Genomic DNA, 22,077 nt, shown 5'->3' on the forward strand with positions numbered 1-22,077 from the left:
CACTCCTTATAAATAGGGTTGATCATGACCAAATTTGTGGGTTAGGGGCGTTATAACCATTAATAACTCGCACTGCGTCTTGGTGACTTTTGAATACAAAGAAGTAGATAACGACTTCACCAAGAGCTTTATCCCAAGAGTCCAATTCAAGATCAGAAATAGGAGCTCCCCAATTTTGGTCAGATGCTGGTCCTTCTGTCGGTGTTCCTGGTTTGATTGAATGTCCCGGTACAACTTCAAGTCCCGTTTCGGCGTTGGCGAGTTGTTGGTCGGTTGGTTTACCATTTGTTTCAGCTAAGCTAGTACCGGCAGAGCCTGGAGCAATCAGTGGTGGTGGCTGGTTATCACTTGAATATGTATGTCCATTTTGTGAGAAGGAGGTAAGTCTACGAGTTTTCACTGTGAATTTTTGATATTGAATTTCTTGGTTTTTGCCTATACCTACCGAGTCTTCCCCAACAATTTCGATTGTTTGTTTAACATCTGAGTAACGACGAATCGTGGTACTCACGTAACGATTCATATTGTTAGGCCAAGCTTGGTATAGGGTGTTATCACCAGATGCTGGAACCACCTGATGTCCCGCCTCAGAACCTGCTGCAAACTGAAAACCTGCAGCTCCCCAAGAGTTAATCGTGATATCGACAACGCTACCTTCAACACAAACGCATACGTTGTCGTATATCCCTGTTATTTTTGTGCTGGTTGGTACCACATTGGTGAGCTGCATTGGAGGGAATGCGCCTACTTTAGTATTTTGTGCTCGAGCTTTAGGGTCATAGTTATTGAGGCTCACTTGCACGCTGACATATTTATTAAAGAACCACTCAGTGCCAATGCCTATTAGATCTGGATCATGAGTCGCGATTGAGTCTGTGATAATTAGGCGATTATCATTACCACCGAGAATGGCTTTAAGTGGAATATAGGGCTCTGCGCTGGGCGCAATTAGTGCATCTTTGAGATTCGTATGTTTTGCTTTTCCTGCTATAAATTGCCATTGAGTTGTGACTACTCCGTTAGGGTTAGTCACAGTTGCAGGCATAAAACCATTGGCTGTAAGAGTACTTCTGACGTTGCTTAACATAGTGTTAGCATCGAATTCGTAGGTTGCCGAATCTCCGTCGGCAACTCCCTTAAAGCAATAAATGACATTTTGAGACATTGAACAATCCTTTTCAGTTGATAAAAAATTAGGGAGTTGGCCTACAGCCTTGAGGTCTCAATAGAGACAAGTCGCCTTCTTAACTCGACTATGGTGGGCTGGTGAATGCCAACAACCGATAAGCCATATCTTGAGAGATACGAGATAAATGTAGTTTTAAGATGGGGTAAAAACATTACGTGATATTACGTTCTATAAAATCTCAAAACATTATGCATTTCAGTTATTTACCTTCTTGTTGTTATTCAATTTAGCCTTGGTTAAACATAGTTTCTTTAACTGATTTAAGCCGCATCTTTATAATGGATGGAGGTTATCAGGGGGATCTTTAACTATGTCTTTTAAATGTGTTTTCTATTATGCTGGCCTCAATAAAATACGGTTTAATAGCCACAGTTAATAAAACATAAGGAAACGTTTTATATGGGTCGTCCTTTTCTAAGAAATACTTTCTCCTTCCTTTTAGTCTCTTCACTATTACCCTTTATTTCTAGCACTTCTTATGCCGCTAATTATGTAGAAGGCTCTTTTGGTATTGCTTGGCTGGCGTCGGATAACTCTGAGTTGGATTCAAATACTTATGCGCCATATCGTATTCATTATGGACATCAAATTAGTCATTCTCGCTTTTTAGAAACAGGCTATTTAGGGGGGGATAATTATGAAGACGAATCAAAAGATGATTTAGAAATGGATATGATTTATATAAAGCTTAAACACTTTTATAAAATCAATGATAGCTACGCTATCTATGCGAAAGTGGGAGCTGGCGCTTATCGTTATGATTTAGAAAATGATGATAAAAGCATCTCAAAAAAGAACGGCCTAGGATTGAGTTTGTCGGTAGGGTATGAATTTACTTTGGAGAATGATATATCAGTGGGCTTCGAGTATGAGCATTTTAACACCGCTCGCTTTCGCTCTAACACGGTTAACGGTAATGTAAAATATCATTTTATGTAGAGATAGCTTTTTCTACAGCAAAGCCATTTAAATGCTAAACACTGGGATACTCTATCAATTAGAGTATTTTGCCTGTATCAACCCAGTGTTTATCTCTTTTAAAGTGAGAAAATTTAAAGGTTTAAAGAGTCATCCCCACCTCTTGGTCTGACGATGATACGGGTTCGTTCTCGTCGTCTATTCCATTCTGAATCTGTGGTCCAGTCAACGCCATAAGTACGTTTGTAGTTACGATTATCTACTTCATAAATACAGAATTTGTCTTTAATACCTAAATTTTCTTTTGGCCCAAGTTGGTCTCCATTACTAAAGATGATTTCTTGCTGTAGTTGTAACTTATTCACTGAGCCTGCAAAGCCTATGATTCTGATGTTGTTAAAACCAGCATTGGCAAGCTTGCTAGCAAAGCGTTTGGCGAAGGGCTCTGTTTTACCTCTTTTATAGGTTTTTTTAACTGAGGTAGCAGTCCAACAGGCAAAGAGGTAAATGTTAATTGGGGGAGTGGGGTCTCTGGTGAGGTTGCTGGCGATTAAAGCTTGGGTTAATTGGGTTTCATCAAGAAAGTCATCGTGGGTGCCGATTCCTTTGCCTAAGTTACCATGACCAACGATATAGAGATTACCGCCATCATCCAGCCTGTCTAATTTTCCTGTGTGTGACAGTATGGATTGGCTTTGGCTTCTTGCTGGCAATAATTTAGTTCTAATCTCGTAAAGACAATGAAATAAAGCGGCATCTTTATTATTTGCACTGTAGAAAGGAGAGTAAATTTCACAGGTTTTTACTTGAACCTTTCTTCTGGCGTCTCTGTGTTGGATTTCCATCATCGCCTTTTTCGCATCATTTTGGATAAGGCGATAGTTTTCAGCTTCAAGTTGCTGAATTAATGGCGGGATGAGTTTTTCAAAAGAGCGGCATTTACGAACGGTACGTTTAAATTGAACCTCTAATTGGCTGTTCTGTATGTTGTTCACGCTCGTCATCACATTAGTTAAGTCTTCTCGCATGATGGCTGCTCGAATCAAAATGATGGCACGTTTATATTTACGTTGAGTTTTATTACTAAGGAAGCCTTTGCCTAAATGCATCTTGGAGGAAATACGAATGATCTCGTACATATGGGCTTGCTCACACCATTCAACGGCTTTGGTTGCGACTCTGTCGTCTTCTTGCCTGATAACCTCTATGGTATCGAGAACACGGGAAGTTAATCCTTTAGTATCAAAAAATGGCATGATAATTCCTTATAATTCAAGTATATCCTAATTTCATCATACCATTCACTTCTGATCTGGCTGCCTTGGCTTAAGGATTATTATAAAGAATTTGAAAGGGCTAACTCTTTGAGAAAAGAGTCTCGGGATTTGATGCCAAAGAGAGAGGTAAAGGCCAGTGTTACCTATCTCTTTGGTTGGTTTAGTAGATAAAATTCGCTATTTTTGCCGCTTGTTTTTGTTAGGCAACTTGATTTTCTGCCGTCATCTTAGGCTCAAGGTCAAAAGATGCGGCAATGAGTTTTTGGGTATAGCTACTTTTTGGATTCTTGAAAACCTCTTCAGCTGAGCCTTCTTCCATCACTTCCCCTTTTTGCATCACCATTACTCGGTCAGACAAGGCTTTCACTACGCTTAAGTCGTGGCTGATAAACAAGAAGCCAATATTGTGCTGCTTTTGAATATTCTTCAGTAAGTCGATGACTGTTAGTTGGACTGATCGATCAAGGGCTGAGGTGGGTTCATCTAACAAGATAAAAGAAGGCTCTAGAATCAAAGCGCGGGCAATAGCGATACGTTGCCTTTGCCCTCCCGAAAACTCATGGGGATAACGATTGATGGAGTGAGCTTCTAAACGAACTTCCTCTAACGCTTTACGGGCTTTTTGCATGCGTTCTGCTTTAGATAATTCAGGGCGATGAACCGTAAGCCCTTCGGTGATAATTTCGCCTACAGTCATACGTGGTGAAAGGGAACCATAAGGATCTTGGAAGACGACTTGAATATCTTTTTTAAGATCAAATCTGTCTTTTTTGCTGAGTTTGCTAACATCTTGGCCTTTAAATTCTATTTGGCCACTTGATGGTAATAAGCCAATTAAGGCTCTGCCTAGGGTGGATTTACCTGAACCAGATTCACCCACTATGCCTAAGGTTTCACCTTGTTTTAAATTTAATGAGAGGCCTTTAACGGCTTCAAAGTATTCCTTCTTACGGCTAATGAGCTGAGTGCCGATATGGTATTTCACCTTAATGTCGTTGGCTTTAAGTAACTCGGTTGCATTTTTAGGTGGCTCATCCTTTTGGCCTCTTGGTGTCGAGTCGATTAGCATCTTGGTATAGGGAAGCTGCGGATTTTCAAACAGGCTTGTTGTTTCCCCTTGCTCCACTAGTTCACCCTTACACATGACTAAAACTCTATCGGCAAGGTGTTTGACCACACCTAAATCATGGGTGATAAAGAGCACAGCCATGCCCATTTTAGTCTGAACTTCTTTAATCAGGTTTAGTACTTCTGCCTGTACTGTCACATCCAAAGCTGTGGTAGGTTCGTCTGCTATCAAGATGTCTGGCTCGTTGATAAGCGCCATAGCGATCATGATGCGTTGTAATTGCCCGCCGGAAAACTCATGTGGGTATTTACCATAAGCTTGTTCAGGAAAGGGGAGATGTACTAGGTTAAAGAGTTCTAATACTTTAGCTTTTGCCACTTTTTTAGAAACAGAGCGATGGCATAACATGGCCTCAGCGACTTGAGTGCCAACCTTCAAATAAGGGTTAAGTGAGGTCATGGGCTCTTGGAAGATCATGCCAATCTTATCCCCACGAATCTGACGCATGTCTTTTTCGGATTTGGATAAGATCTCTTCACCTTCAAAGACAATACTAGACTCTGCCTTGATACTGGCGTTCTTAGGTAAAAGTTGCATCAGGGCATTACTTGAAACCGATTTACCACTACCGGATTCGCCAACAATCGCTAGGGTTTCCCCCTTGTAGAGTTCAAAGCTTAAATTTTTAACTGCATCCAATGTGCCTTGGGTTAAGGCAAAACTAATAGAGAGGCTTTTGACCTCAAGAATAGGGGGGTGTGACATGAGATTTCCTTATCAATTAAGCGCTACTGATTGCGCGCTCATTACTCTGTGTTGGGTGAGGTTCCTAAAATGATGGTGGCTTTCTTGTACTTGCTGAAGCTCATGAGCCCAATGAGATTCATCGTGGGCAGCACAAAACGCCGTCATATGTTTGAGTAAATCATCACTATTCGACTCTAGTGATTGAGTAGAGTGTTTTACTAATAGATTTGGCTCAAGGTAGATAAACTGTAAAAGCGCGTAAGACTGATTAAGCAGATCAAAGGCGGCATCGTACTCACCCATATGATTCAGAATCTCAGATTGGGAAACACTCGCATCTTTTAAGCCCCTTAATAGACAAGCAAACTGACAAGGTCTTGTATCCTCATCAGTTAAGGCATCCTGAATATGTTGGGGGAGGTGTTGAAGCACCTTATCAAACATCTGATGAGCAGCAGACCAGTGCCCATCTTCAAGTAATTGCTCCGCCGTTAAATAGTTAGTCCAGCAATCTTGTAAGCTCATCTAAACACACCTTTAGTTAAACGTTACGGCTATTTAAATGGAAATGAGACTTAAATGCAAATGGTTATCATTTGTTGGTGGTGATTGTCTTCTCTATGCTGATATATGAGCTCAATTACTGTAAATATTACATCTAATTAGTTAAGTAAATGCACAGTTATCCAAAATTATTAGATAAAGATTCATTTATTATCCTGTTTAAAGAGATTTAATCCGCCATTAATATGGCGTTTATCGAAGGGGCAGACACTGCTTTCTTCTATTTTGATTAAATTATTTAAACGGGAGTTCACATGAAAAACGTTAAGTTATCTGCAACTTTATTGAGCCTATCTATTATGGGTACCACTTTATCGATGGGAGTGTCTGCGGCTTCAAACGATAAAGCGCATACAGCACACAATCTTAAAATAGGTGCGTTAGAAGCGGTAACTCAGTTTGAAGATTATCGTGGTGGCGGTATTACAATTACGCCAGAAGGTCGCATCATTATCAGTATGCACCCACTTGATGGTCCTAAGGTAAAAGTTGTCGAAGTGATGGCAAATGGGGTTAAGCGTCCATTTCCTACGCAAGATTGGGCGGATGGTCCAGAGATAGGCAAGGTAGGTTTATCTGCGGTTATTGGTGTGCATTCAGATAGCAAAGGGGTGGTATGGATGCTAGACATGGGCAGCGAAGCGTCTCCTGCTAAATTGATCGCTTGGGATACTGTGCTTAATAAACTATCCCATAATATTGAACTGCCAGCTTCTGCACTTGCCGCAAATTCTTTCTTGCAAGATTTTGTGATAGATGAAAAACACGGGAAAATCATCATTGCTGATATGACATTTGGAAACTTTGCTGGAGCAACTAAACCTGCCTTTGTTGTGGTCGATATTGCCTCTGGCCAAGCTAAACGTGTCCTTGAAAATGTGGATACCTTGATGCCAGAAGACAGAGACATTGTGATAGAAGCGTCTCTATTAGCATCAAAATCAGCAGAGGGTAAAACGACTAAACTGCGTTTTGGTTTAAACCCAATTGCCATGGATGATGAGAGTGAGTGGATCTATTTTGGTGCTTTTACTGGCACTAAAATTTATCGTGTACCAGCTATGGCACTAGTGAATAATTCACTGTCTGATTCTCAAATCGAAAGCAAGATCGAAGTCTTTGGGCCGAAGAACCCAAGTGATGGTATCGCTTACTCTAAGCAGGGCATCATAGTGTCAGACCTTGAAAACAGTGCAGTTGGCTTAACCACCAAAGGCAAGTATCAAGTTCTAGTACAAGATAAGCGTTTGTCTTGGCCAGATAGTTTTGCCCTAAGTAATGGTTATGTTTATGTGACACAAGATCAGTTGCATCAGCATCCTGCTTTTAGCCAAGGGTTAGGGAATGCGAAAGCCCCTTACACCTTGTACCGATTTTCTTATCAAGCAAACTAGTATTTGTAAAAAACACAGAGGCTTCTGGCCTCTGTGTTGATTTAATCACTCACTACTTAATTAGACTGCCATAGCGCTTTTGATTGGTTTCAAAAATGACTTTCTCAATGAAGTCTAAAAAGGCTTTTACTCTAGTAGGCATAATGCGACCTGCTGGCCTGACCGCCCATATTTTGGTTTCTGGGCAGATAGGAAAGTCTGGTAATATCTGAACTACCTTACCTGCTTTTATTGCGGGAGCAGCGTGCCAGTATGAGGCCATACCTATGCCCATACCTGCCTCTACAAGATCACCTATCGCATCACCAAGATTTATGGTTAAAGGGCCTTTTACCGTGACATCTATCAACTCTCCATGTGTATCTTTAAAAGTCCAATTGTTTAGGTTTGCAAAGGGGAGGCAGATGTGTTGTTTTAACTCTTCTGGTTCTTTTGGCATGCCGTGCTGTTTTACATAGTCAGGTGAAGCAACCAAGAGTGTTGGGTTATCAGCAAGCTTTCTGGCTAATAGACTGTTAGAGGTAAGGTTTCCAATACGTATGGCAAGATCATAACCTTGCTCAACAAGGTCGATATTTTTATCGCTGAGATCCAAATCGATCTCTAAATCAGGGTAGCGTTTTAGTAATTCAGGAATAAAGGGCACGATGTAAATTCGACCATATGACGAAGAAACACTGATTTTAATTTTCCCCTTTACCTTATTTTTATCTGTCTTAAAGACGTTAGAGACTTCTTCTACATCATCTAAAATACGTTTAGCATGCTCGCGAAATACCTCGCCATCATAAGTCAGTGTGACAGTACGCGTGGTGCGATGAAACAGTTTTACTCCTACCTGGGTTTCCAGTTGTTGAATTCGCTGACTAGCGTTAGTACTAGAAAGCTCGAATTCTTCACCAGCACGCCCAATCTTACCTAGCTCAGCTACCCTTAAAAAAAGAGCTAAATTTTTCAGATCTAAGTTCATCTTGTTTCCAGCTTGAAGAGAGAGCATGAGTCGAATTTAGCCTGATATGACAGCTAAATGAAAATATTATCCCAAATTTAAGGAATATAATTCCTAATTTAGCTAGATGATACTAAAAATCAAACTTATTAATATGCATCTTACTTAATCAATGCACAGACATTTACTAGGAGTAAGTATCATGCCTGCTACACAAGTTGAAAAATTTACTGCTAAACCAGAATTTAAAGATGCCGTTTCACAAGCGTTATTAGAGGCGCAAGCCTTAACCCTAAAGGAAGCAGGCAATCTAGCTGCACGTCTTTATCAAGATAATACTGACCCTAATATTTTCTTCATTTATACCCGTTGGGAAGATGAAGTCTCACTTGATCATCACCAAACACTTATTCACCGCAAAGTTTTAAACGAATTAGAGCAAGAAGCTTTGGCGGTACCAACAGAGTGCTTTCACTTAACGGATACTCAGCCAGCGCCTGTTACTCCGATTAAAGCAGATGACTCTGATCCGAAATTTAATATCTTTTTCATTTTTAAAATTTCGTTGGAAAACAGAGCGGCGTTATTAACTCAGTTTGAAGAGCACATTAAACAAACTCGTCGTGAAGCAGGTTGTTTGTTGTTTGACCTTTATGAAGTGCAAGGCCAAGAAGACACCTTGGTAGTTTATGAGCACTGGCGTCAAGAATCAGATGTTTGGGACATTCACTTCCATCAGCCTTATGCAGTCACCACCGGCCAATTAATGGAACAGAGCGTGATAGGTGATATGCAGCAATACATGAACTTTGTAACTCAATTAGCTTAAAAAGGAGCATCCAAAATGAAAGCAATTTTACTTGAACAAGCTGGTGGCGTTGAAAACCTTATCCTTAAAGATATCGCTAAACCTGAATTGAAAGATAATGAAGTCCTAGTTGAAAACCAGGCAATCAGTATTAACCCTGCTGATACCAAGGTGAAATACTCAAATGAAGGTCTAAATATGTTGATTAGCCCAGAGCGTCCTATTGTTTTGGGTTGGGATATCGCAGGGACTGTTGTCGCGGTTGGCGATAAAGTTAGCCAGTATCAAATTGGTGACAAGGTATTTGGTATGGTTAATTTTCCTGGCCATGGTAAAGCTTATGCCGAATACGTGGCTGCACCAGAGTCTCACCTTGCTGCAATTCCAAAAGGCACCAGTTTCACTCAAGCAGCAGCAACAACCTTGGCAGCACTAACGGCATTGCAAGCACTTAAGGGCCGTGTTTCTCCAGGAGATAAGGTACTCATACATGCAGGTTCTGGTGGAGTTGGACACTTTGCTGTTCAGATCGCTAAAAAAATGGGTGCTTATGTCGTATCAACGAGTTCAAGCAAAAATCTCGATTTTGTTATGTCTTTAGGTGCAGATGAGTATATTGATTACCGTACTCAAGCATTTGAAGAGGCCGTATCAGATATGAATCTTGTTTTTGATACTGTCTCTGCAGAGACGGCAGAAAAATCGCTAACGGTTCTTGGTAAAGGCGGTCGATTGGTTTCTATCACGCTGATGGAGATTCCAGCTGATTTGCAGGCAAAAGCTGATGCGCTAAAGGTTTCTATCGATAAATTGTTGGTTCAATCTAATGGCGAGGATATGAAACTTTTAAGTAGCTGGTTAGAAAGCGGTGCCATTAAGCCTCATGTGTCTCAAACCTTTGCATTTGAAAAACTGGGTGAAGCGCATACATCAATCGAAGCTGGTCGTAGTGTTGGTAAAGTGATAGTCACGCTTTAGCCATTACTTAGTCTGTCTTAACGCTTTTGTGAGTGGCTAAGTGTTATTAGCCACTCATTGAGCTTAACGAACAATTATCTCAATAGAAATTACATTTAGAGGATATAGGCGATGCGCTTACATACCTTGGCTTTAGCCCTTTGTACGAGTGTTGCGGTTAGTTTGGCAACACCATCTTTTGCTGATTGGCGTAATGTGGCGCCTATGCCAACAGCGGTCCAAGAAATCTATACGGATACCTTGGATGGCAAAGTTTATGTGGCAGGTGGTTTTGTTGGCAGCAAGAATACGTTTACTGACCAATTTAGTGCTTACGATGCTAAAAATGATGTTTGGCAGCTGTTATCACCACTGCCAGCAAAGCGTCATCATATTACTTTGTCTAGTGTGCAGGGAAAGGTGTATGCCATGGGTGGCTTTTATGGTGCTTTACCAGATTGGCAGGTGCAGTCTTCTATCTTTGTATATGACCCTAAGCTTGATGTATGGGCATCTGCAGGTGATATGCCAACACCTCGTGGTGAGCATGTTAGTGCGGTTGTTAAAGATAAAATTTATATTATAGGTGGACGATTAGCTGAAACGCCTAATACCAAACATATAGATGATTATGTGGAAACAAAGCTGACACAAGTTTATGACCCAAAGACGAATACTTGGACTCGTTTAGCTGATGCACCAACACCAAGAAACAGTGCGGCAGCTGGGGTGATTAATGGCAAAATTTATGTTGTGGGTGGTCGTCAAAATCAACATGATCCAGAGGGTAAACTCAGGCTTAACAACCTTAATACTCTAGAAGTATATGATCCAGAAACAGATAAATGGCAGATTAAAGCCGCAATGCCTCTAGCTCAGGCTGGCCTTGCAGTAGCTGTCATGGATGACAAACTGTATGCCTTTGGTGGTGAGCAGTGGTTTCCAAATGAAGTGATTTTTAATCGTACTTGGGTGTATGATCCAAAAACAGATGTTTGGGGGGAAGTTGAAGCTATGCCTACAGCCAGACATGGATTAGCCGCAGCCAGTGTTGGAAAGGAGATCTATGTATTTGGTGGTAGTACTGCGCCTTCTTTGAATGCGGTTAATATGAATCAAGCCTTTACACCTGATACGAATGAATAAACCTTAGATAGGGTATAACAAACGAATAAACCTTAGATAGGGTATAACAAACAAAAAGAGAGGCTTAGCATCTAGGCCTCTCTTTTTTTCCTTTAGCCTTTATAAATGTACTTTACTAAAGGTTGTAAGCTTTCTCTTGGATTGCTTGTTTCTTCTTTTCTCTCCTTTCTTTACTAAGAAGAAAAACAACCAAGATAGAGGCAATAAGCGCCATACCTGTTAGTGCGATATTCGTCGTAACAAAAGCGCTGTTATAGATGCTAGACATGGTTTCAAATATGCCAGCTTGATCAGTTTTCCCTTGGGGTAACATACTCATAAAGTTGCCTGAGGAAATCGCATTAACCCAACTGTCTGTGTTCAAAACGATGTGCTCTTTAAGTTGTATAGGCACCATATTGCTAACAAGAGAGCTTAATAATGATCCATAAATAGCAACCCCAATTGCCTCACTACCAAGTCTGAAGGTATTAAGTAAACCTGCTGCCATACCAACATCGCTTTCATTGACACTGCTTAGAGCTTGGCCATCCACAAGACCTGCTGACATCCCCATACCTATACCAATCAGTATCAAAGCAAAGGCTATTGTGATGATAGAAATATGGTTTTGCACTGCAAAAATAAGCGCTACAGCACCAATTAACATGCTGATAATACTTAAGTACATGAGTAAGTTTGTGCTGACGCCTTTCGCCGATAATTTGCCCGCAAGCAGAGGGAAAACCAAAACGGGTGCGGTTAGAAACAGCATGATTAAGCCTGCTTTAGATGCAGTAAACTGCATTGAGCCAGTTAAAAAAGTTGGGAAGTAAGTTAACAGAGTAACAAAGGTGAAACTTGCTACAACAGGTACCAAGATCAAGCCTAAAAATTTATGGTTTTTAATTAATTCAAGGCTTAATACTGGGAATGTTGCGATTCTAATTCGTAAGATAAACCCTAAGAAACATGCGGCGCTGCCAGCGAAACTCAGTATGATGGATTGGCTTCTCCAGCCCCAGTCATAACCTTTTGAGAGTGCTAGCATTAGCAAAAACATACTTGAAATGAACAAGAAGGAGCCAATCAGGTCTATCTGAGCAAAAGAGCCACCTTGAGTCTGATCTGCTGGTATTTTGACACTGACAATTAAAACCAAGAAGAGGGCGGCAGCATGCATGAAAAAGATTGCCTGCCAACCAATCGAATCAAGAAGAATACCTGAAATAGTCGGGCCTAAGGTAATCCCAAGGCCTGCTGTTGTACCAAATAGGGCAAAGGCTTTAGTTCTTGCATCACCTTCAAATGCGTGAATAAATATTGCACTACCACATGCAAAAATGGCGGCACCACCAACACCTGCCAGTGCTCTAAATATATCTAGCATTAAAGCATCTGTTGATAGGGCAGACCCTGCAGACGCTAAGGTATAAATAAAAGCGCCAATAAAGAAAGATCGCTTTTTACCCCAAACATCGGATATTTTGCCCCAAATTAGGGTAAAACACGCGAATGTTAGATTAAAGGCATTAACCACCCATTGTAAGCTGGCAAGGTCTGATTGAATATCCTCACTGATATAAGGTAATGCGATTGCCGTGCCTGAGATAGAGCTTGGTACGACAAATACGGCCAATAGTACTGCAAAGAGTATTAAAAAGGCGCTTGGTTGCTTTGTATCACTCATTTTATTAGATATCCGAATTTAGTTAATAACGATAGGTAGGCTATCTGGGCGTCTTAAAATAATGCCCTCAGACCAGATTATGTTTTCAGGATCTGTATTTAGCGTCATATTTGGTAGGCGTTGGGAGAGCACCTTAAGTACAGTACTGATTTCCATTTTGGCGAGCTCTCTTCCCATACAATGGTGCATGCCATAGCCAAATTGCAGGTGTGAAGGTCCAGTACGATTAGGATTGATGCTTAAAGGATCACTAAACACACTTGGATCACGGTTCGCTAGGAAAACATCAGCATATATCACCGAGCCTGCTGGAATAGTGCCTGATGATAACTCTACATCTTGAGTGGTGATGCGAGGAAAGGTTGATGCGTTGCCAAGGTTGGTTAATCTTAAAAACTCCTCAATATAAGCTTCCCTCAGTTCAGGCTGAGTGACCATGTCATGCCAAACATCAGGGAGATATAGAGCGGCATACAAGACTTTTGTCATGACAGTTAACGTGTTTTGATCTCCTCCAAGAAGAGAGCCAAGTAAGATGGACACAATTTCATCGTCAGTTAAGCTTGGTGTACTCTTGTCCCTCTCGTTAATAAATTTTTGAATTAAACCTTCATCAGCATGCTCCCTGACACCTGTGACATGTTCCATCAAGTAGGTATATAAGTCGGTAAACTGTTGGACTAAATTATCAACATCATTTTTATCTGCAATCTGTACTGTTTTAGCTAGGCCTCTAAAGTAAGCAATATCATCTGTGTGGATGCCTAATAATTTACAATTTGCTGTAACAGATACCTTGTCTAAAACATCTTTGAATAAATCCTGATTATCTTTATTGAGCATATCGTCGATACAGATATTGGTTATTTCATCAATAAAGAGCTCAAGCCAGCTTAAACCACTGCGACTATAGTCTTTAGAAATAAACTGTTTCATACGTGAATGATCGGGAAAGTCGAGATTTAGTAACAAATCTTTTGGCGTCAATGTCGGCAAAATACTTGGACCACCTTCCGTATTAGAGGGGCCTCTTACACATGTTTTATCGAGTAATACTTTTTTTACGTCTTGGTAATTGATCACATGATGGGTTTCATGCCCACTTAAAATACGAATCAAGCCATGTTTTTTATAGGTCGCTTTCTCAATAACTGAATAAGCGGGCTTAGCATCATATTTAGGAAGGTCATTGATACTATTTAACTTACTATGCAACTCGATACTCATCTTTCTTCCCTGAATTTAATTGTTTCTTTAGATCTAAAAGTGCTTGTTCTGTTTCCTTGAAATGCACTGTCCCCCATCCCCTTGATGATGCTGCTTCACAATTTATCTTGAGGTCGTCAATGAGTAGCATTTGTGAGGGCGCATAGCCTGTTTGTTTTTCTGCTAGATAGAAAAATTCGGGTTCTGGTTTACGGCGTCTTTCTTTGCACGAGTCAATAATGAAATCGGCTATGTCATCAAGCCCTAACATTGCTTTCCAGTAAGGCTCCCATTCAACGACATTGTTGGTCAAAATACCGACTTGGTAACCAGCTTCTTTTAGGCGGATAAATTCATCCACCATGTCTTGATTAGGGCTTACATTGCTAAACCATTGTTCACCAAAATTTTCTAATTTGGCTTTTGAGGTATCTATATTTGGGTAGTGAGTATGCAAACACTGCCTTAATGCTGCCCCCCATTCAGCTTCACTAATCAAGGCGTTTTCTATGGGAGATAGCATGGCTAAGCCCATATCCGTCGCTACTTGTGTCATGACGTCCTTTAATGCCGCAGCGGGAATCCCTGTGCGGGTCTGATATATATTGAAAAGTTCATCAATTGGTGGCGATAAAACGCCACCAAAATCGAACCAAATCACTTTATAGGTCATTGGTATATCCTTATTTTCGAGCAATTCTTACGTGGCATTTCGCTGTAATAGCGTTATTTTGTGTTGTTGATAGCAGGAGTGAAATTTCATTTGATGCCTCGTCGACTGAAATTTCATTTAGATGGCAGGCCGAATCAATTTTAAGTTCGGTAAATTTAGTGAATTCGATATCACAGTCTTTCATGTACACATCGCTGTGACTTAAACCATATTTCTTTTGAATTGAGTAAAATGACATTTGTCTGAACGCTTCAATCAAAAGCATACCTGGAACATGATCGAGAGGGTGATCGAACATGGCTGGGTGGGTATCATTCACATGAAGCTTTGCTGTAAATTGATTATTTATCTCTTCAACTAGATGTAAAACAAGATTATCAGTGTTTTCTCTACCTAGTAGACTTTTAAGTTCAAGTTTAGCTGGACTTGGTGAATAGGTGATTTCTGAGAAGTTTTCGACAAACTTTAAACCTTTACTTCTTACCTTGTTCCAAATTGGTACAGGCATCCATGAAATATTCATTAATTTGGTAGCAGCAAGGCAGCCATCTACATAGATTCGCATTTCATAGGTTAGACCACTTAAATTATCACCTCTAAATTCTTTGGAAATGACATCTACCTCTGTCAATACAAAGGAAGGAGTGGCTTTGACTGATAAGGCTTTATTATTTTTGATATGAAATTTTGCTTCATTGAAAATAAATTTAGCATTGAGTGGCACCTCATAAAAATTATGAGCAATGATGATAGAAGACTGTCTACAAACCTCTAACAGAGCAATATTTTCATAATGGGTTTTGCCTGGAACATCATTGTAGTACGAATGTGTTCTTGGTAAGTGCGCACCAGTATAGAACTTATCGTCAGCAGTACTCTTAACATCCGTAAGGAATACTTCACTTACTGCTGCTCTGTGAACAAGCTTTTTGTTTACTGTATGGCCGAAAGAGCATTCAGAGTGGTTAAGCTCTTTAAGAATGGCGTTTGCTTCGATCTGACCAAGTTTTGAACAAATTGCATTGCTCTGAATTTCCATTTTAGTTCCCTCTTATTAGTTGTAATCCATGACAGGAAGAAATTTTCTCACTAGAATGGTAAGAAAATAATAATACGTTTATAAAAAATGAATACGTATCAATAAAATTAAACGTTCGATTTTTGTCGAACCTTATATTAGCAAAAACTTTATGTCAATACTTTGATACGTTTATAAAAAGGATCAAATCATGCCAAACAACATAACAAATACCAGTACTAAGCAAGAGGCTATGCTAGGAATACTGAAAGCATTAGCTCATCCAATACGTTTGCAAATCATTGTGGATCTCATTAATGATGAAAATGGGGCAGAAAGACACTGTACTTCTTTTGGCTTAACTGTGGCTAAGGCCACACGCTCTCATCATTTTAAATTATTGAAGGATGTGGGTTTAATTTCTCATATCGACCGTGGAAACCACTCTCTTGCTAAGTTAAGGCGGGAAGAGTTGGAAGAGGAGTTTCCTGGACTAATTGGTTTACTCTCTAATCTTTGAATTTAGGCAGTCATGTCAGTAAGTTTATGTGAAGAGAATATCTTTAGAACTTACTGACAAGACTAATAAACACCATGGGCCAGACAAGAGTATTTAGAATTAAGGTGATTGGAAGTAGCTTAGGTAAAGGGTTTGCTCTTTTAATTAAGTTGATACCTAATTGAGTAATGTAAGCTAGGTGAACTAACCTAAAGCCAACAAAAAATGCTGATAAGTATTTAATGTAATCCCCTAAATCATTCACTTTGAAGAGCATCTCTCCCAAAATTTGCAGGTACAAAAAGCAGCTTAGAATAAACAGGTTACGGCTTAATTTTGGTTCAGACTTCCACGTTAGCGCAGAGGTGATGAGAGGTAAAAGTGCACCAGCAATAAAGGCGCTAATAAAGATAAACATAAATTAAATTTTCTGAACAATGTTCATTTTATGCTAGCGAAATACTCATGCATGAAAAAGTGCAAAAACTGAAACAGTCTTAATTAGCTTTTGGTGAAATAGATTTAAAGAATGGCGTGTTTTAAAAAACTTTCTCAAAATTAACCTGGGTTAATTCCTTCTCTCTTTGACTCCCATATTCTGTCATCCATTGAATGACATTACAGGAGTAGAACATGACTTTATCAAGCAGTTTACAAAATTACCTAGACGACTTAGCACTAACCCACGAGGGCGAGCCTTCTTTAGAATTTGTTGCAGCTTTGCAAAATAAGCACATTGCTAAATACAGCTTTAATAGCTTGGCAGTTGTACTGGGGGAAGAGCTACCTTTGGACACAGATAGCTTAAGCCATAAAATAGTGACTCAAGGTTTGGGCGGCTATTGCTTTGAGCATAATAAGCTTACTTATGAATTATTAAGTGCATTAGGTTATGAAGTGCAATTAAAGCTAGCTCGTGTCCTTTATAACCAAGAGAAAAAAGCACCTAGAACCCACAGGGTTAGCTTCGTTAAACTTCAGGGCGAAACTTATCTGATTGATACTGGATTTGGCGCGTATGGCCCAAGTTTACCGCTTACTCTTGAGTTAGATAAAGAGCAAAACATAGGGGGAGAAACTTATCGTATCATCTCACTGTCTGAGCAAAAGCAGTTGGAGACACTAGAGTATGACGTGCAAATCTTTAAAGGTGGTGAGTTCTTCACTTTATACCGTTTTGATTTAGCGGATTACTCAGATGCAGATTGCCAGTTAAGTCACTTCTTTTCTCATAAATATCCAGAGGCGGGGTTTGTTAATAATTTGGTGGTGAGTCTAAAAAATGATGAGGTGATTATCGCCTTAAAAAACCATGAGTTGTTAACCCGTTTTACCGATGAATCAGGTCAACGTACTGAGCTTACTGAACAGGTTAACTCGGCAGATGCATTGCACAATATTTTAACAGAGAGCTTTGGTTTAGCTCTGGATCAGGCGATTACGGCGCATTTGTTTGACCGCTTTCTTGTGCCTAAGCTAGGCCATTAAAAATGATGAAAGGGGTTTCTAGCTTATTGGTTTGGGCTTGGTTGATGGCATCTTCTTTTGTTGTATCAGGCAATATGGAAGCCTTTGCTAGCCCAATCGCAACCACTGCTTTTCGCTTTGTTTTGGCCCTTGTACTGATTTCTGGTTTGTTGCTTGCTAACTGGCAGCGGGCGGGAATAAATCGGACCCAAGCATTATCTGATTTGTTTGTATCAAGAATATTGTGCCTGCAGTATGTGCTGATAAGTGGCGCCTTAGTAGGCTTCTTTATTGGTCTGTTTGTGGCGCTTAAATACACGACTCCTCTTAAAACCTCAGTACTTTATACTCTGGTGCCTTTAATGGGCGTTTTTATTGCAAAACTATGGCTTGGTGAAAGGTTAAACGGCATCAAATTATCAGGCTTTATATTAGGCTCGATTGCGGCTTGTTTGGTGTTGTTTAATAGTCAAAATGACATAAATTCAAACGTTGCTGAACTCGGTTTACTGAATTGGAATAGGGGGGATCTCATCTTTCTTGCTGCCTGTGTGCTATTAGCCATACATGTGGTAAGTGTACAAAAGTGGGGGCGCAAGCTCGCACCCTTATCAGGTGCTTTTATGATAATGCTGTTTGGTACGCTTTGGCTTATTCCCATCGCCCTTATCTGGGGAGAGCTTGATAAGCTTCGTTGGCTAGCAAAAGGTTTTTGGCTTAACGGCCTTTATCTCACCGTGTTTGCGACCTTGTTTACCTTCATTTTACAGCAGCATTTGGTAGCAAGTGTTGGAGCGAATCGGTTATTAGCTTTCTCTTACAGTATCCCTGTTTGGGTGGCACTCTATAGCGCTTTTGCGAATAACGTATTGGATAAGCTATTTAACCTCGGCTTTATGTTAGGTTTGGGTTTATTATGGCTGGCATTTGTTTTGATTGAGGTAGAACCTTCATAGGAAAGCCGAAATAAAGAAGACATGAATAAACAAGTACCAGAAAAAGCGTAATTAGCTAAAGCGTATTTAGAAAAAGGAAGCCGAATGGATAAGGCACTGTTAGAAGCAAGCTTTAAACACTACTTTGATCAAATGGGTTATGGCATAGATTGGCAGTATTTTACTCAATCCATGCAAATACAGCCTATACGCAAAGGCGAATTCTTATTTCAGCAAGGGGAAAAAGTCGATCGTTTATATTTCTTACACACAGGACAAGTACGGTATGTCAGTGTGTCTGAAACCGGCAAAGAATATACTCAGTCTTTTGCTAAATCACCTCGAATCATAGGTTCTACAAGGGCGACTATAAAAGGCACAAAGGCCTTATTTGGTATCCAAGCTCTTGAGGACTGCATGATCATTTCTTACCCTTGGCACAGTTTCTTTGATGAGATGCGACAAGATAAGGGCTTTTTAGAGTGCTATTGCCATTTTATGGAGCAGATATTCATTCTCAAAGAAGAGAAAGAAAGCAGCTTTGTGAAAGATTCAGCAGAAAAGCGCTACCTAGACTTCTGTGTTGATTATCCCGAGCTAAAAGACAAGATACCCCAACAACAAATTGCCTCTTATTTGAGTATCACCCCAGTGGCGTTAAGCCGCATAAGACAAAGGCTCAAGCGTACATAATATACTCATTTAAAGCCTTAGAAGTTTTTATTCCCAGTAAGGTTTATCACCAAAATAATCACTAAAGTAATCGATAAAGGCCCTGACTTTAGGGGCTAATAATCGTGAGCTTGGATAAACCGCCCAGATGGCTGTTTCTGATATGAGAGGGTGCTCTGGCATGATATGTACCAGTTCACCGGATTGAATCTGTTTGTAGACGCTCCATTTAGAGCCAATCGTAATGCCGATACCGCTTATGCTTGCATCTCTCACCGCTTCGCCATTGTCCGTACGAAACTTACCTTTTACTTTAAAATTGATTGGACCTTTTGCTGTTTCAAAACTCCAATCTTCAAGGCCAATGAGAGAAATGCATTGGTGCTGATTAAGTTCTTCTGGGTTACTCGGTACACCATACTTTTTAATATAACCAGGCGAAGCGCATAGTATGCGTTTGTCATCAGCCAGCTTTTTAGCGATTAAACTTGAATCTTTGAGCTGCGAGATTCGAATGGCAATATCAAACCCTCCCTCAACGAGATCGACTATGGTATCTGAAAGTTTAAGGTCGATCTTAATCTCAGGGTAGCGTTCCATAAAGTCGGCTAAGGCAGGTAAAACATGCATTCGGCCAAAAGACGCGGGTGTTGAAATTCTCAGTGTGCCACTGGGAGTGCTTTTTCCTGCACCAACGGATGCTTGGGCTGCTTCAACACTGGCAATGACATCTTCAGCGTGAGGGAAAAAAGCGATCCCTTCTTCCGTTAATGAGACTTTACGCGTAGTACGGTGAATCAACCTTACCCCAAGGCCTGACTCAAGTTTATTGATGTGAGAGCTTGCTACTGCAGGAGATAAACCTAGCTCTTGTCCTGCTTGGCTAATGTTATGGGTTTGCGCAATTCGGACAAAAAGTCTTAAGTGATCAATATTCATGATTATCAATAAAAGCTATAAAGTGATTTCATATTTTGCCTAATTATCAACTTCAATGCTAGCTCATATAATCTCCTTATTAATTACTTCTGGCCCGAATCTGAGCCACTTAACTCGTTACTAGTTGTGTCATATCACGCTAGAAATACTCCATCTAAGGTGAACCTATGAAAGCAATGATCTTGAAAACTTACGGTGACAACAGTGTTTTTGAAAGCAATGAGCAAGTAAAACCTACCGTGACAGCGGGTAATTTACTTGTGAAAGTTGCAGCAAGCAGTGTGAATACGGTTGATACCATGATCAAGCTGATGGGGCCTGATTTACCTTTATCACCAGCGCTACCTGCGATACTAGGAATGGACTTCGCAGGTGTCGTTGAAGCTGTAGGTGAAGGTGTTGAAAATTTCCAAGTGGGTGATGAAGTATACGGTTGTGCTGGTGGTTTAGCTGATTTACAAGGTGCTTTGGCTGAGTTCATGCTTGCTGATGCAAATCTCGTTGCGCTTAAACCTAAAAACTTATCCATGCGTGAAGCTGCAGCTCTGCCTTTAGTCGGTATTACCGCTTATGAAGGCCTTATGCGTGCTCAAATTCAAGCCGGTCAAAAAGTGTTAGTTCATGGTGGTTCTGGTGGTGTAGGTCATGTTGCCTTGCAATTAGCCAACTACTTTGGCGCTGATGTTTATTCCACAGGCGGCGGTGATAACCAGTTAGGCTTGATTGAAAAACTAGGTGCAAAAGCGATTAACTACCAAACTGAATCCGTTGCTGACTATGTTGAGCAATATACTCAAGGAGCAGGTTTCGACATTGTTTATGATTCGGTTGGTGGTATGAATATGCTTAACTCTTTTGAAGCGGCTGCGTTAAATGGCCATGTGGCTTCAACCGTTTCTATGGTGGATTTAGACCTGACTCTTGCTCACTTTAAAGGCTTGTCATTACATGTTGTTTTTATGCTGATTCCTATGTTGCACAACTATAAGCGTCAGGATCATGCTGAGGTCTTATCTTCTTTAGCAAAAATTGTTGAAGAGGGTGGCTTAACACCTGTATTAGACGAAAATCGTTATGGCTTTGATCAAGTTAATGACGCTTATGCTCGCCTAACTAGTGGTGAAGGCATGGGTAAAGTGGTAGTTGAAATTGAGTAATCTTTGCTTTCTAATCGCGTGATTAACGTTTAAAAATTGAACCAGGTGTGTATAAATGGCAGATAATTAAATATCTGCCATTTTGTTTAAGGCTAAGTAAAAGTCTTATAAAACCCGTTTAACCTTGGTGTATTCCCCAGTGAAATTGATGGTCAAGCTAACTTGCTTGCCGGAGCGATTACGCCAGAACCAACCATGGTAGCCGTCAAATGCAGCTTGAATGCGGCCTTTATCCTCGGTAACACCTTTGCCTTTTGAGTAAGGGTGATAGCGTATCTTGTTTGAATCACCGTGGTTATCAAAATTGACTTTAGCATCGGCGCGCCAATCAAAATCAACATACAAACCTTTGGCTAACGCCACTTTTAACTCCGCAGCTTCGCCATTTTCTAACACTATAGTGAGAGTGTCTGACATAAGCGTTTTATCTTGTGTAGGCTGGCTCTGTGCTAATTGGTTTTTTGTTTCTTGGTTTAATGTTGAAGAATCTTGATTAACTAAGCTAGGTTTAGCTACTTCTTGTACTGACGCTGATTGGCTTATCAGTGTTTCTTGTTCATTTGAATTTTGCTCAATATTTTTCGCACTCATTTGAGCTTTCTGATCAAGCGCTACTTGTTCTTGGGCTAACGATTGTTTAATTTCCCCCATGTTTTGTAAACCAAGAAGTTTGCCTGTTCCGGTAATATCAATGGCAAATTCAGCCGGTAATACAACACATACTAAGATGACTATTGCCGATATAAATGCCGCTATTGTGGCTTTTATCAGAGATAAAATTGAAACCGTATCGTCGGTATTTTTTGCCTGTGTGAGAGTCATAA

22 protein-coding genes are annotated in these 22,077 nt (G+C 40.3%); 10 read left to right on the top strand and 12 right to left on the bottom strand.

The genetic code is table 11. The features are described from left to right. Nucleotides 1-22: 22 nt before the first annotated feature. On the bottom strand, nt 23-1,165 hold the full coding sequence (locus TW85_RS16765) for a hypothetical protein (protein ID WP_046018287.1): 1,143 nt from the start codon (nt 1,163-1,165) through the stop codon (nt 23-25). 423 nt (nt 1,166-1,588) lie between these two features. On the opposite strand from TW85_RS16765, the gene TW85_RS16770 reads away from it, so the two are divergent. After that, nucleotides 1,589-2,128, top strand: a complete 540-nt coding sequence (locus TW85_RS16770) for a porin family protein (RefSeq protein ID WP_046018288.1) — start codon at nt 1,589-1,591, stop codon at nt 2,126-2,128. 113 nt (nt 2,129-2,241) lie between these two features. Here the strand turns inward: TW85_RS16770 and TW85_RS16775 are convergent, their stop codons facing one another. From TW85_RS16775 to TW85_RS16785, 3 genes are all read right to left on the bottom strand, one after another. Beyond that, nucleotides 2,242-3,363, bottom strand: a complete 1,122-nt coding sequence (locus tag TW85_RS16775) for a hypothetical protein (RefSeq protein WP_046018289.1) — start codon at nt 3,361-3,363, stop codon at nt 2,242-2,244. 220 nt (nt 3,364-3,583) lie between these two features. Beyond that, nucleotides 3,584-5,218: an ABC transporter ATP-binding protein gene (locus TW85_RS16780; RefSeq protein ID WP_046018290.1), complete on the bottom strand. Its 1,635-nt coding sequence runs from the start codon at nt 5,216-5,218 to the stop codon at nt 3,584-3,586. 12 nt (nt 5,219-5,230) lie between these two features. Next, the gene (locus tag TW85_RS16785; RefSeq protein WP_046018291.1) at nt 5,231-5,725 is read right to left on the bottom strand and encodes a hypothetical protein; all 495 of its coding nucleotides are present in this window, start codon (nt 5,723-5,725) and stop codon (nt 5,231-5,233) included. Nucleotides 5,726-6,018: 293 nt separating this feature from the next. Here TW85_RS16785 and TW85_RS16790 point away from each other — a divergent pair, with 293 nt between their 5' ends. Then, the gene (locus TW85_RS16790; RefSeq protein ID WP_046018292.1) at nt 6,019-7,158 is read left to right on the top strand and encodes an L-dopachrome tautomerase-related protein; all 1,140 of its coding nucleotides are present in this window, start codon (nt 6,019-6,021) and stop codon (nt 7,156-7,158) included. 52 nt (nt 7,159-7,210) lie between these two features. Here the strand turns inward: TW85_RS16790 and TW85_RS16795 are convergent, their stop codons facing one another. After that, nucleotides 7,211-8,128, bottom strand: coding sequence for a LysR family transcriptional regulator (locus TW85_RS16795; RefSeq protein ID WP_046018293.1), 918 nt, complete (start codon nt 8,126-8,128; stop codon nt 7,211-7,213). 181 nt (nt 8,129-8,309) lie between these two features. Between TW85_RS16795 and TW85_RS16800 the strand changes: the two genes are divergently transcribed. From TW85_RS16800 to TW85_RS16810, 3 genes are all read left to right on the top strand, one after another. Then, entirely contained in the window at nt 8,310-8,936 is a 627-nt protein-coding gene (locus TW85_RS16800; RefSeq protein WP_046018294.1) for an antibiotic biosynthesis monooxygenase, read from the top strand. Nucleotides 8,937-8,951: 15 nt separating this feature from the next. Beyond that, nucleotides 8,952-9,893: an NADP-dependent oxidoreductase gene (locus TW85_RS16805; protein WP_046018295.1), complete on the top strand. Its 942-nt coding sequence runs from the start codon at nt 8,952-8,954 to the stop codon at nt 9,891-9,893. 111 nt (nt 9,894-10,004) lie between these two features. After that, entirely contained in the window at nt 10,005-11,018 is a 1,014-nt protein-coding gene (locus TW85_RS16810; protein WP_046018296.1) for a kelch repeat-containing protein, read from the top strand. Nucleotides 11,019-11,133: 115 nt separating this feature from the next. Here the strand turns inward: TW85_RS16810 and TW85_RS16815 are convergent, their stop codons facing one another. Genes TW85_RS16815 through TW85_RS16830 form a run of 4 tightly spaced genes read right to left on the bottom strand, consistent with a single transcriptional unit; the run spans nt 11,134 to nt 15,605 of the window. Beyond that, nucleotides 11,134-12,687, bottom strand: a complete 1,554-nt coding sequence (locus tag TW85_RS16815) for an MFS transporter (RefSeq protein WP_046018297.1) — start codon at nt 12,685-12,687, stop codon at nt 11,134-11,136. Nucleotides 12,688-12,705: 18 nt separating this feature from the next. Then, nucleotides 12,706-13,914 (bottom strand): cytochrome P450, encoded by a 1,209-nt coding sequence (locus TW85_RS16820; RefSeq protein ID WP_046018298.1) that lies wholly within the window; start codon nt 13,912-13,914, stop codon nt 12,706-12,708. Then, complete coding sequence (locus tag TW85_RS16825) at nt 13,895-14,566, bottom strand: HAD family phosphatase (RefSeq protein WP_046018299.1); 672 nt, start codon at nt 14,564-14,566, stop codon at nt 13,895-13,897. The genes TW85_RS16820 and TW85_RS16825 overlap by 20 nt, the downstream gene beginning before the upstream one ends. Before the next feature lie 10 nt (nt 14,567-14,576). After that, nucleotides 14,577-15,605, bottom strand: coding sequence for an AfsA-related hotdog domain-containing protein (locus TW85_RS16830; protein WP_046018300.1), 1,029 nt, complete (start codon nt 15,603-15,605; stop codon nt 14,577-14,579). A gap of 190 nt (nt 15,606-15,795) precedes the next feature. On the opposite strand from TW85_RS16830, the gene TW85_RS16835 reads away from it, so the two are divergent. Next, the gene (locus TW85_RS16835) at nt 15,796-16,104 is read left to right on the top strand and encodes a helix-turn-helix transcriptional regulator (protein WP_046018301.1); all 309 of its coding nucleotides are present in this window, start codon (nt 15,796-15,798) and stop codon (nt 16,102-16,104) included. Between the two features lie 43 nt (nt 16,105-16,147). Here TW85_RS16835 and TW85_RS16840 read toward each other — a convergent pair whose 3' ends face one another. Beyond that, complete coding sequence (locus TW85_RS16840; RefSeq protein WP_046018302.1) at nt 16,148-16,501, bottom strand: hypothetical protein; 354 nt, start codon at nt 16,499-16,501, stop codon at nt 16,148-16,150. A 215-nt stretch (nt 16,502-16,716) separates the two neighbouring features. On the opposite strand from TW85_RS16840, the gene TW85_RS16845 reads away from it, so the two are divergent. The 3 genes from TW85_RS16845 to TW85_RS16855 all read left to right on the top strand — a co-directional run bounded on the left by TW85_RS16845 (nt 16,717) and on the right by TW85_RS16855 (nt 19,178). Next, nucleotides 16,717-17,571 carry an arylamine N-acetyltransferase gene (locus tag TW85_RS16845; RefSeq protein WP_046018303.1) on the top strand — a complete coding sequence of 285 codons (855 nt, stop codon included), beginning with the start codon at nt 16,717-16,719 and terminating at the stop codon, nt 17,569-17,571. Between the two features lie 2 nt (nt 17,572-17,573). Further along, nucleotides 17,574-18,506 (top strand): DMT family transporter, encoded by a 933-nt coding sequence (locus TW85_RS16850; RefSeq protein WP_084616392.1) that lies wholly within the window; start codon nt 17,574-17,576, stop codon nt 18,504-18,506. Nucleotides 18,507-18,590: 84 nt separating this feature from the next. Continuing rightward, nucleotides 18,591-19,178, top strand: coding sequence for a Crp/Fnr family transcriptional regulator (locus tag TW85_RS16855; protein WP_046018304.1), 588 nt, complete (start codon nt 18,591-18,593; stop codon nt 19,176-19,178). Nucleotides 19,179-19,205: 27 nt separating this feature from the next. On the opposite strand, the gene TW85_RS16860 is transcribed toward TW85_RS16855, so the two are convergent. After that, nucleotides 19,206-20,096 carry a LysR family transcriptional regulator gene (locus TW85_RS16860; protein WP_046018305.1) on the bottom strand — a complete coding sequence of 297 codons (891 nt, stop codon included), beginning with the start codon at nt 20,094-20,096 and terminating at the stop codon, nt 19,206-19,208. A gap of 167 nt (nt 20,097-20,263) precedes the next feature. Between TW85_RS16860 and TW85_RS16865 the strand changes: the two genes are divergently transcribed. After that, the gene (locus tag TW85_RS16865; RefSeq protein WP_046018306.1) at nt 20,264-21,253 is read left to right on the top strand and encodes a zinc-dependent alcohol dehydrogenase family protein; all 990 of its coding nucleotides are present in this window, start codon (nt 20,264-20,266) and stop codon (nt 21,251-21,253) included. Nucleotides 21,254-21,358: 105 nt separating this feature from the next. On the opposite strand, the gene TW85_RS16870 is transcribed toward TW85_RS16865, so the two are convergent. Next, nucleotides 21,359-22,075, bottom strand: a complete 717-nt coding sequence (locus tag TW85_RS16870) for a hypothetical protein (protein ID WP_046018307.1) — start codon at nt 22,073-22,075, stop codon at nt 21,359-21,361. Between the last annotated feature and the right edge of the window lie 2 nt (nt 22,076-22,077).

It is taken from the genome of Marinomonas sp. S3726, from assembly GCF_000967665.1.
Taxonomy (GTDB): domain Bacteria; phylum Pseudomonadota; class Gammaproteobacteria; order Pseudomonadales; family Marinomonadaceae; genus Marinomonas.

Coding starts and splice junctions, on each gene's coding strand:
- TW85_RS16765 (WP_046018287.1), bottom strand. CDS start 1,165: ATGTCTCAAAATGTCATTTATTGCTTTAAGGGAGTTGCCGACGGAGAT.
- TW85_RS16770 (WP_046018288.1), top strand. CDS start 1,589: ATGGGTCGTCCTTTTCTAAGAAATACTTTCTCCTTCCTTTTAGTCTCT.
- TW85_RS16775 (WP_046018289.1), bottom strand. CDS start 3,363: ATGCCATTTTTTGATACTAAAGGATTAACTTCCCGTGTTCTCGATACC.
- TW85_RS16780 (WP_046018290.1), bottom strand. CDS start 5,218: ATGTCACACCCCCCTATTCTTGAGGTCAAAAGCCTCTCTATTAGTTTT.
- TW85_RS16785 (WP_046018291.1), bottom strand. CDS start 5,725: ATGAGCTTACAAGATTGCTGGACTAACTATTTAACGGCGGAGCAATTA.
- TW85_RS16790 (WP_046018292.1), top strand. CDS start 6,019: ATGAAAAACGTTAAGTTATCTGCAACTTTATTGAGCCTATCTATTATG.
- TW85_RS16795 (WP_046018293.1), bottom strand. CDS start 8,128: ATGAACTTAGATCTGAAAAATTTAGCTCTTTTTTTAAGGGTAGCTGAG.
- TW85_RS16800 (WP_046018294.1), top strand. CDS start 8,310: ATGCCTGCTACACAAGTTGAAAAATTTACTGCTAAACCAGAATTTAAA.
- TW85_RS16805 (WP_046018295.1), top strand. CDS start 8,952: ATGAAAGCAATTTTACTTGAACAAGCTGGTGGCGTTGAAAACCTTATC.
- TW85_RS16810 (WP_046018296.1), top strand. CDS start 10,005: ATGCGCTTACATACCTTGGCTTTAGCCCTTTGTACGAGTGTTGCGGTT.
- TW85_RS16815 (WP_046018297.1), bottom strand. CDS start 12,687: ATGAGTGATACAAAGCAACCAAGCGCCTTTTTAATACTCTTTGCAGTA.
- TW85_RS16820 (WP_046018298.1), bottom strand. CDS start 13,914: ATGAGTATCGAGTTGCATAGTAAGTTAAATAGTATCAATGACCTTCCT.
- TW85_RS16825 (WP_046018299.1), bottom strand. CDS start 14,566: ATGACCTATAAAGTGATTTGGTTCGATTTTGGTGGCGTTTTATCGCCA.
- TW85_RS16830 (WP_046018300.1), bottom strand. CDS start 15,605: ATGGAAATTCAGAGCAATGCAATTTGTTCAAAACTTGGTCAGATCGAA.
- TW85_RS16835 (WP_046018301.1), top strand. CDS start 15,796: ATGCCAAACAACATAACAAATACCAGTACTAAGCAAGAGGCTATGCTA.
- TW85_RS16840 (WP_046018302.1), bottom strand. CDS start 16,501: ATGTTTATCTTTATTAGCGCCTTTATTGCTGGTGCACTTTTACCTCTC.
- TW85_RS16845 (WP_046018303.1), top strand. CDS start 16,717: ATGACTTTATCAAGCAGTTTACAAAATTACCTAGACGACTTAGCACTA.
- TW85_RS16850 (WP_084616392.1), top strand. CDS start 17,574: ATGATGAAAGGGGTTTCTAGCTTATTGGTTTGGGCTTGGTTGATGGCA.
- TW85_RS16855 (WP_046018304.1), top strand. CDS start 18,591: ATGGATAAGGCACTGTTAGAAGCAAGCTTTAAACACTACTTTGATCAA.
- TW85_RS16860 (WP_046018305.1), bottom strand. CDS start 20,096: ATGAATATTGATCACTTAAGACTTTTTGTCCGAATTGCGCAAACCCAT.
- TW85_RS16865 (WP_046018306.1), top strand. CDS start 20,264: ATGAAAGCAATGATCTTGAAAACTTACGGTGACAACAGTGTTTTTGAA.
- TW85_RS16870 (WP_046018307.1), bottom strand. CDS start 22,075: ATGACTCTCACACAGGCAAAAAATACCGACGATACGGTTTCAATTTTA.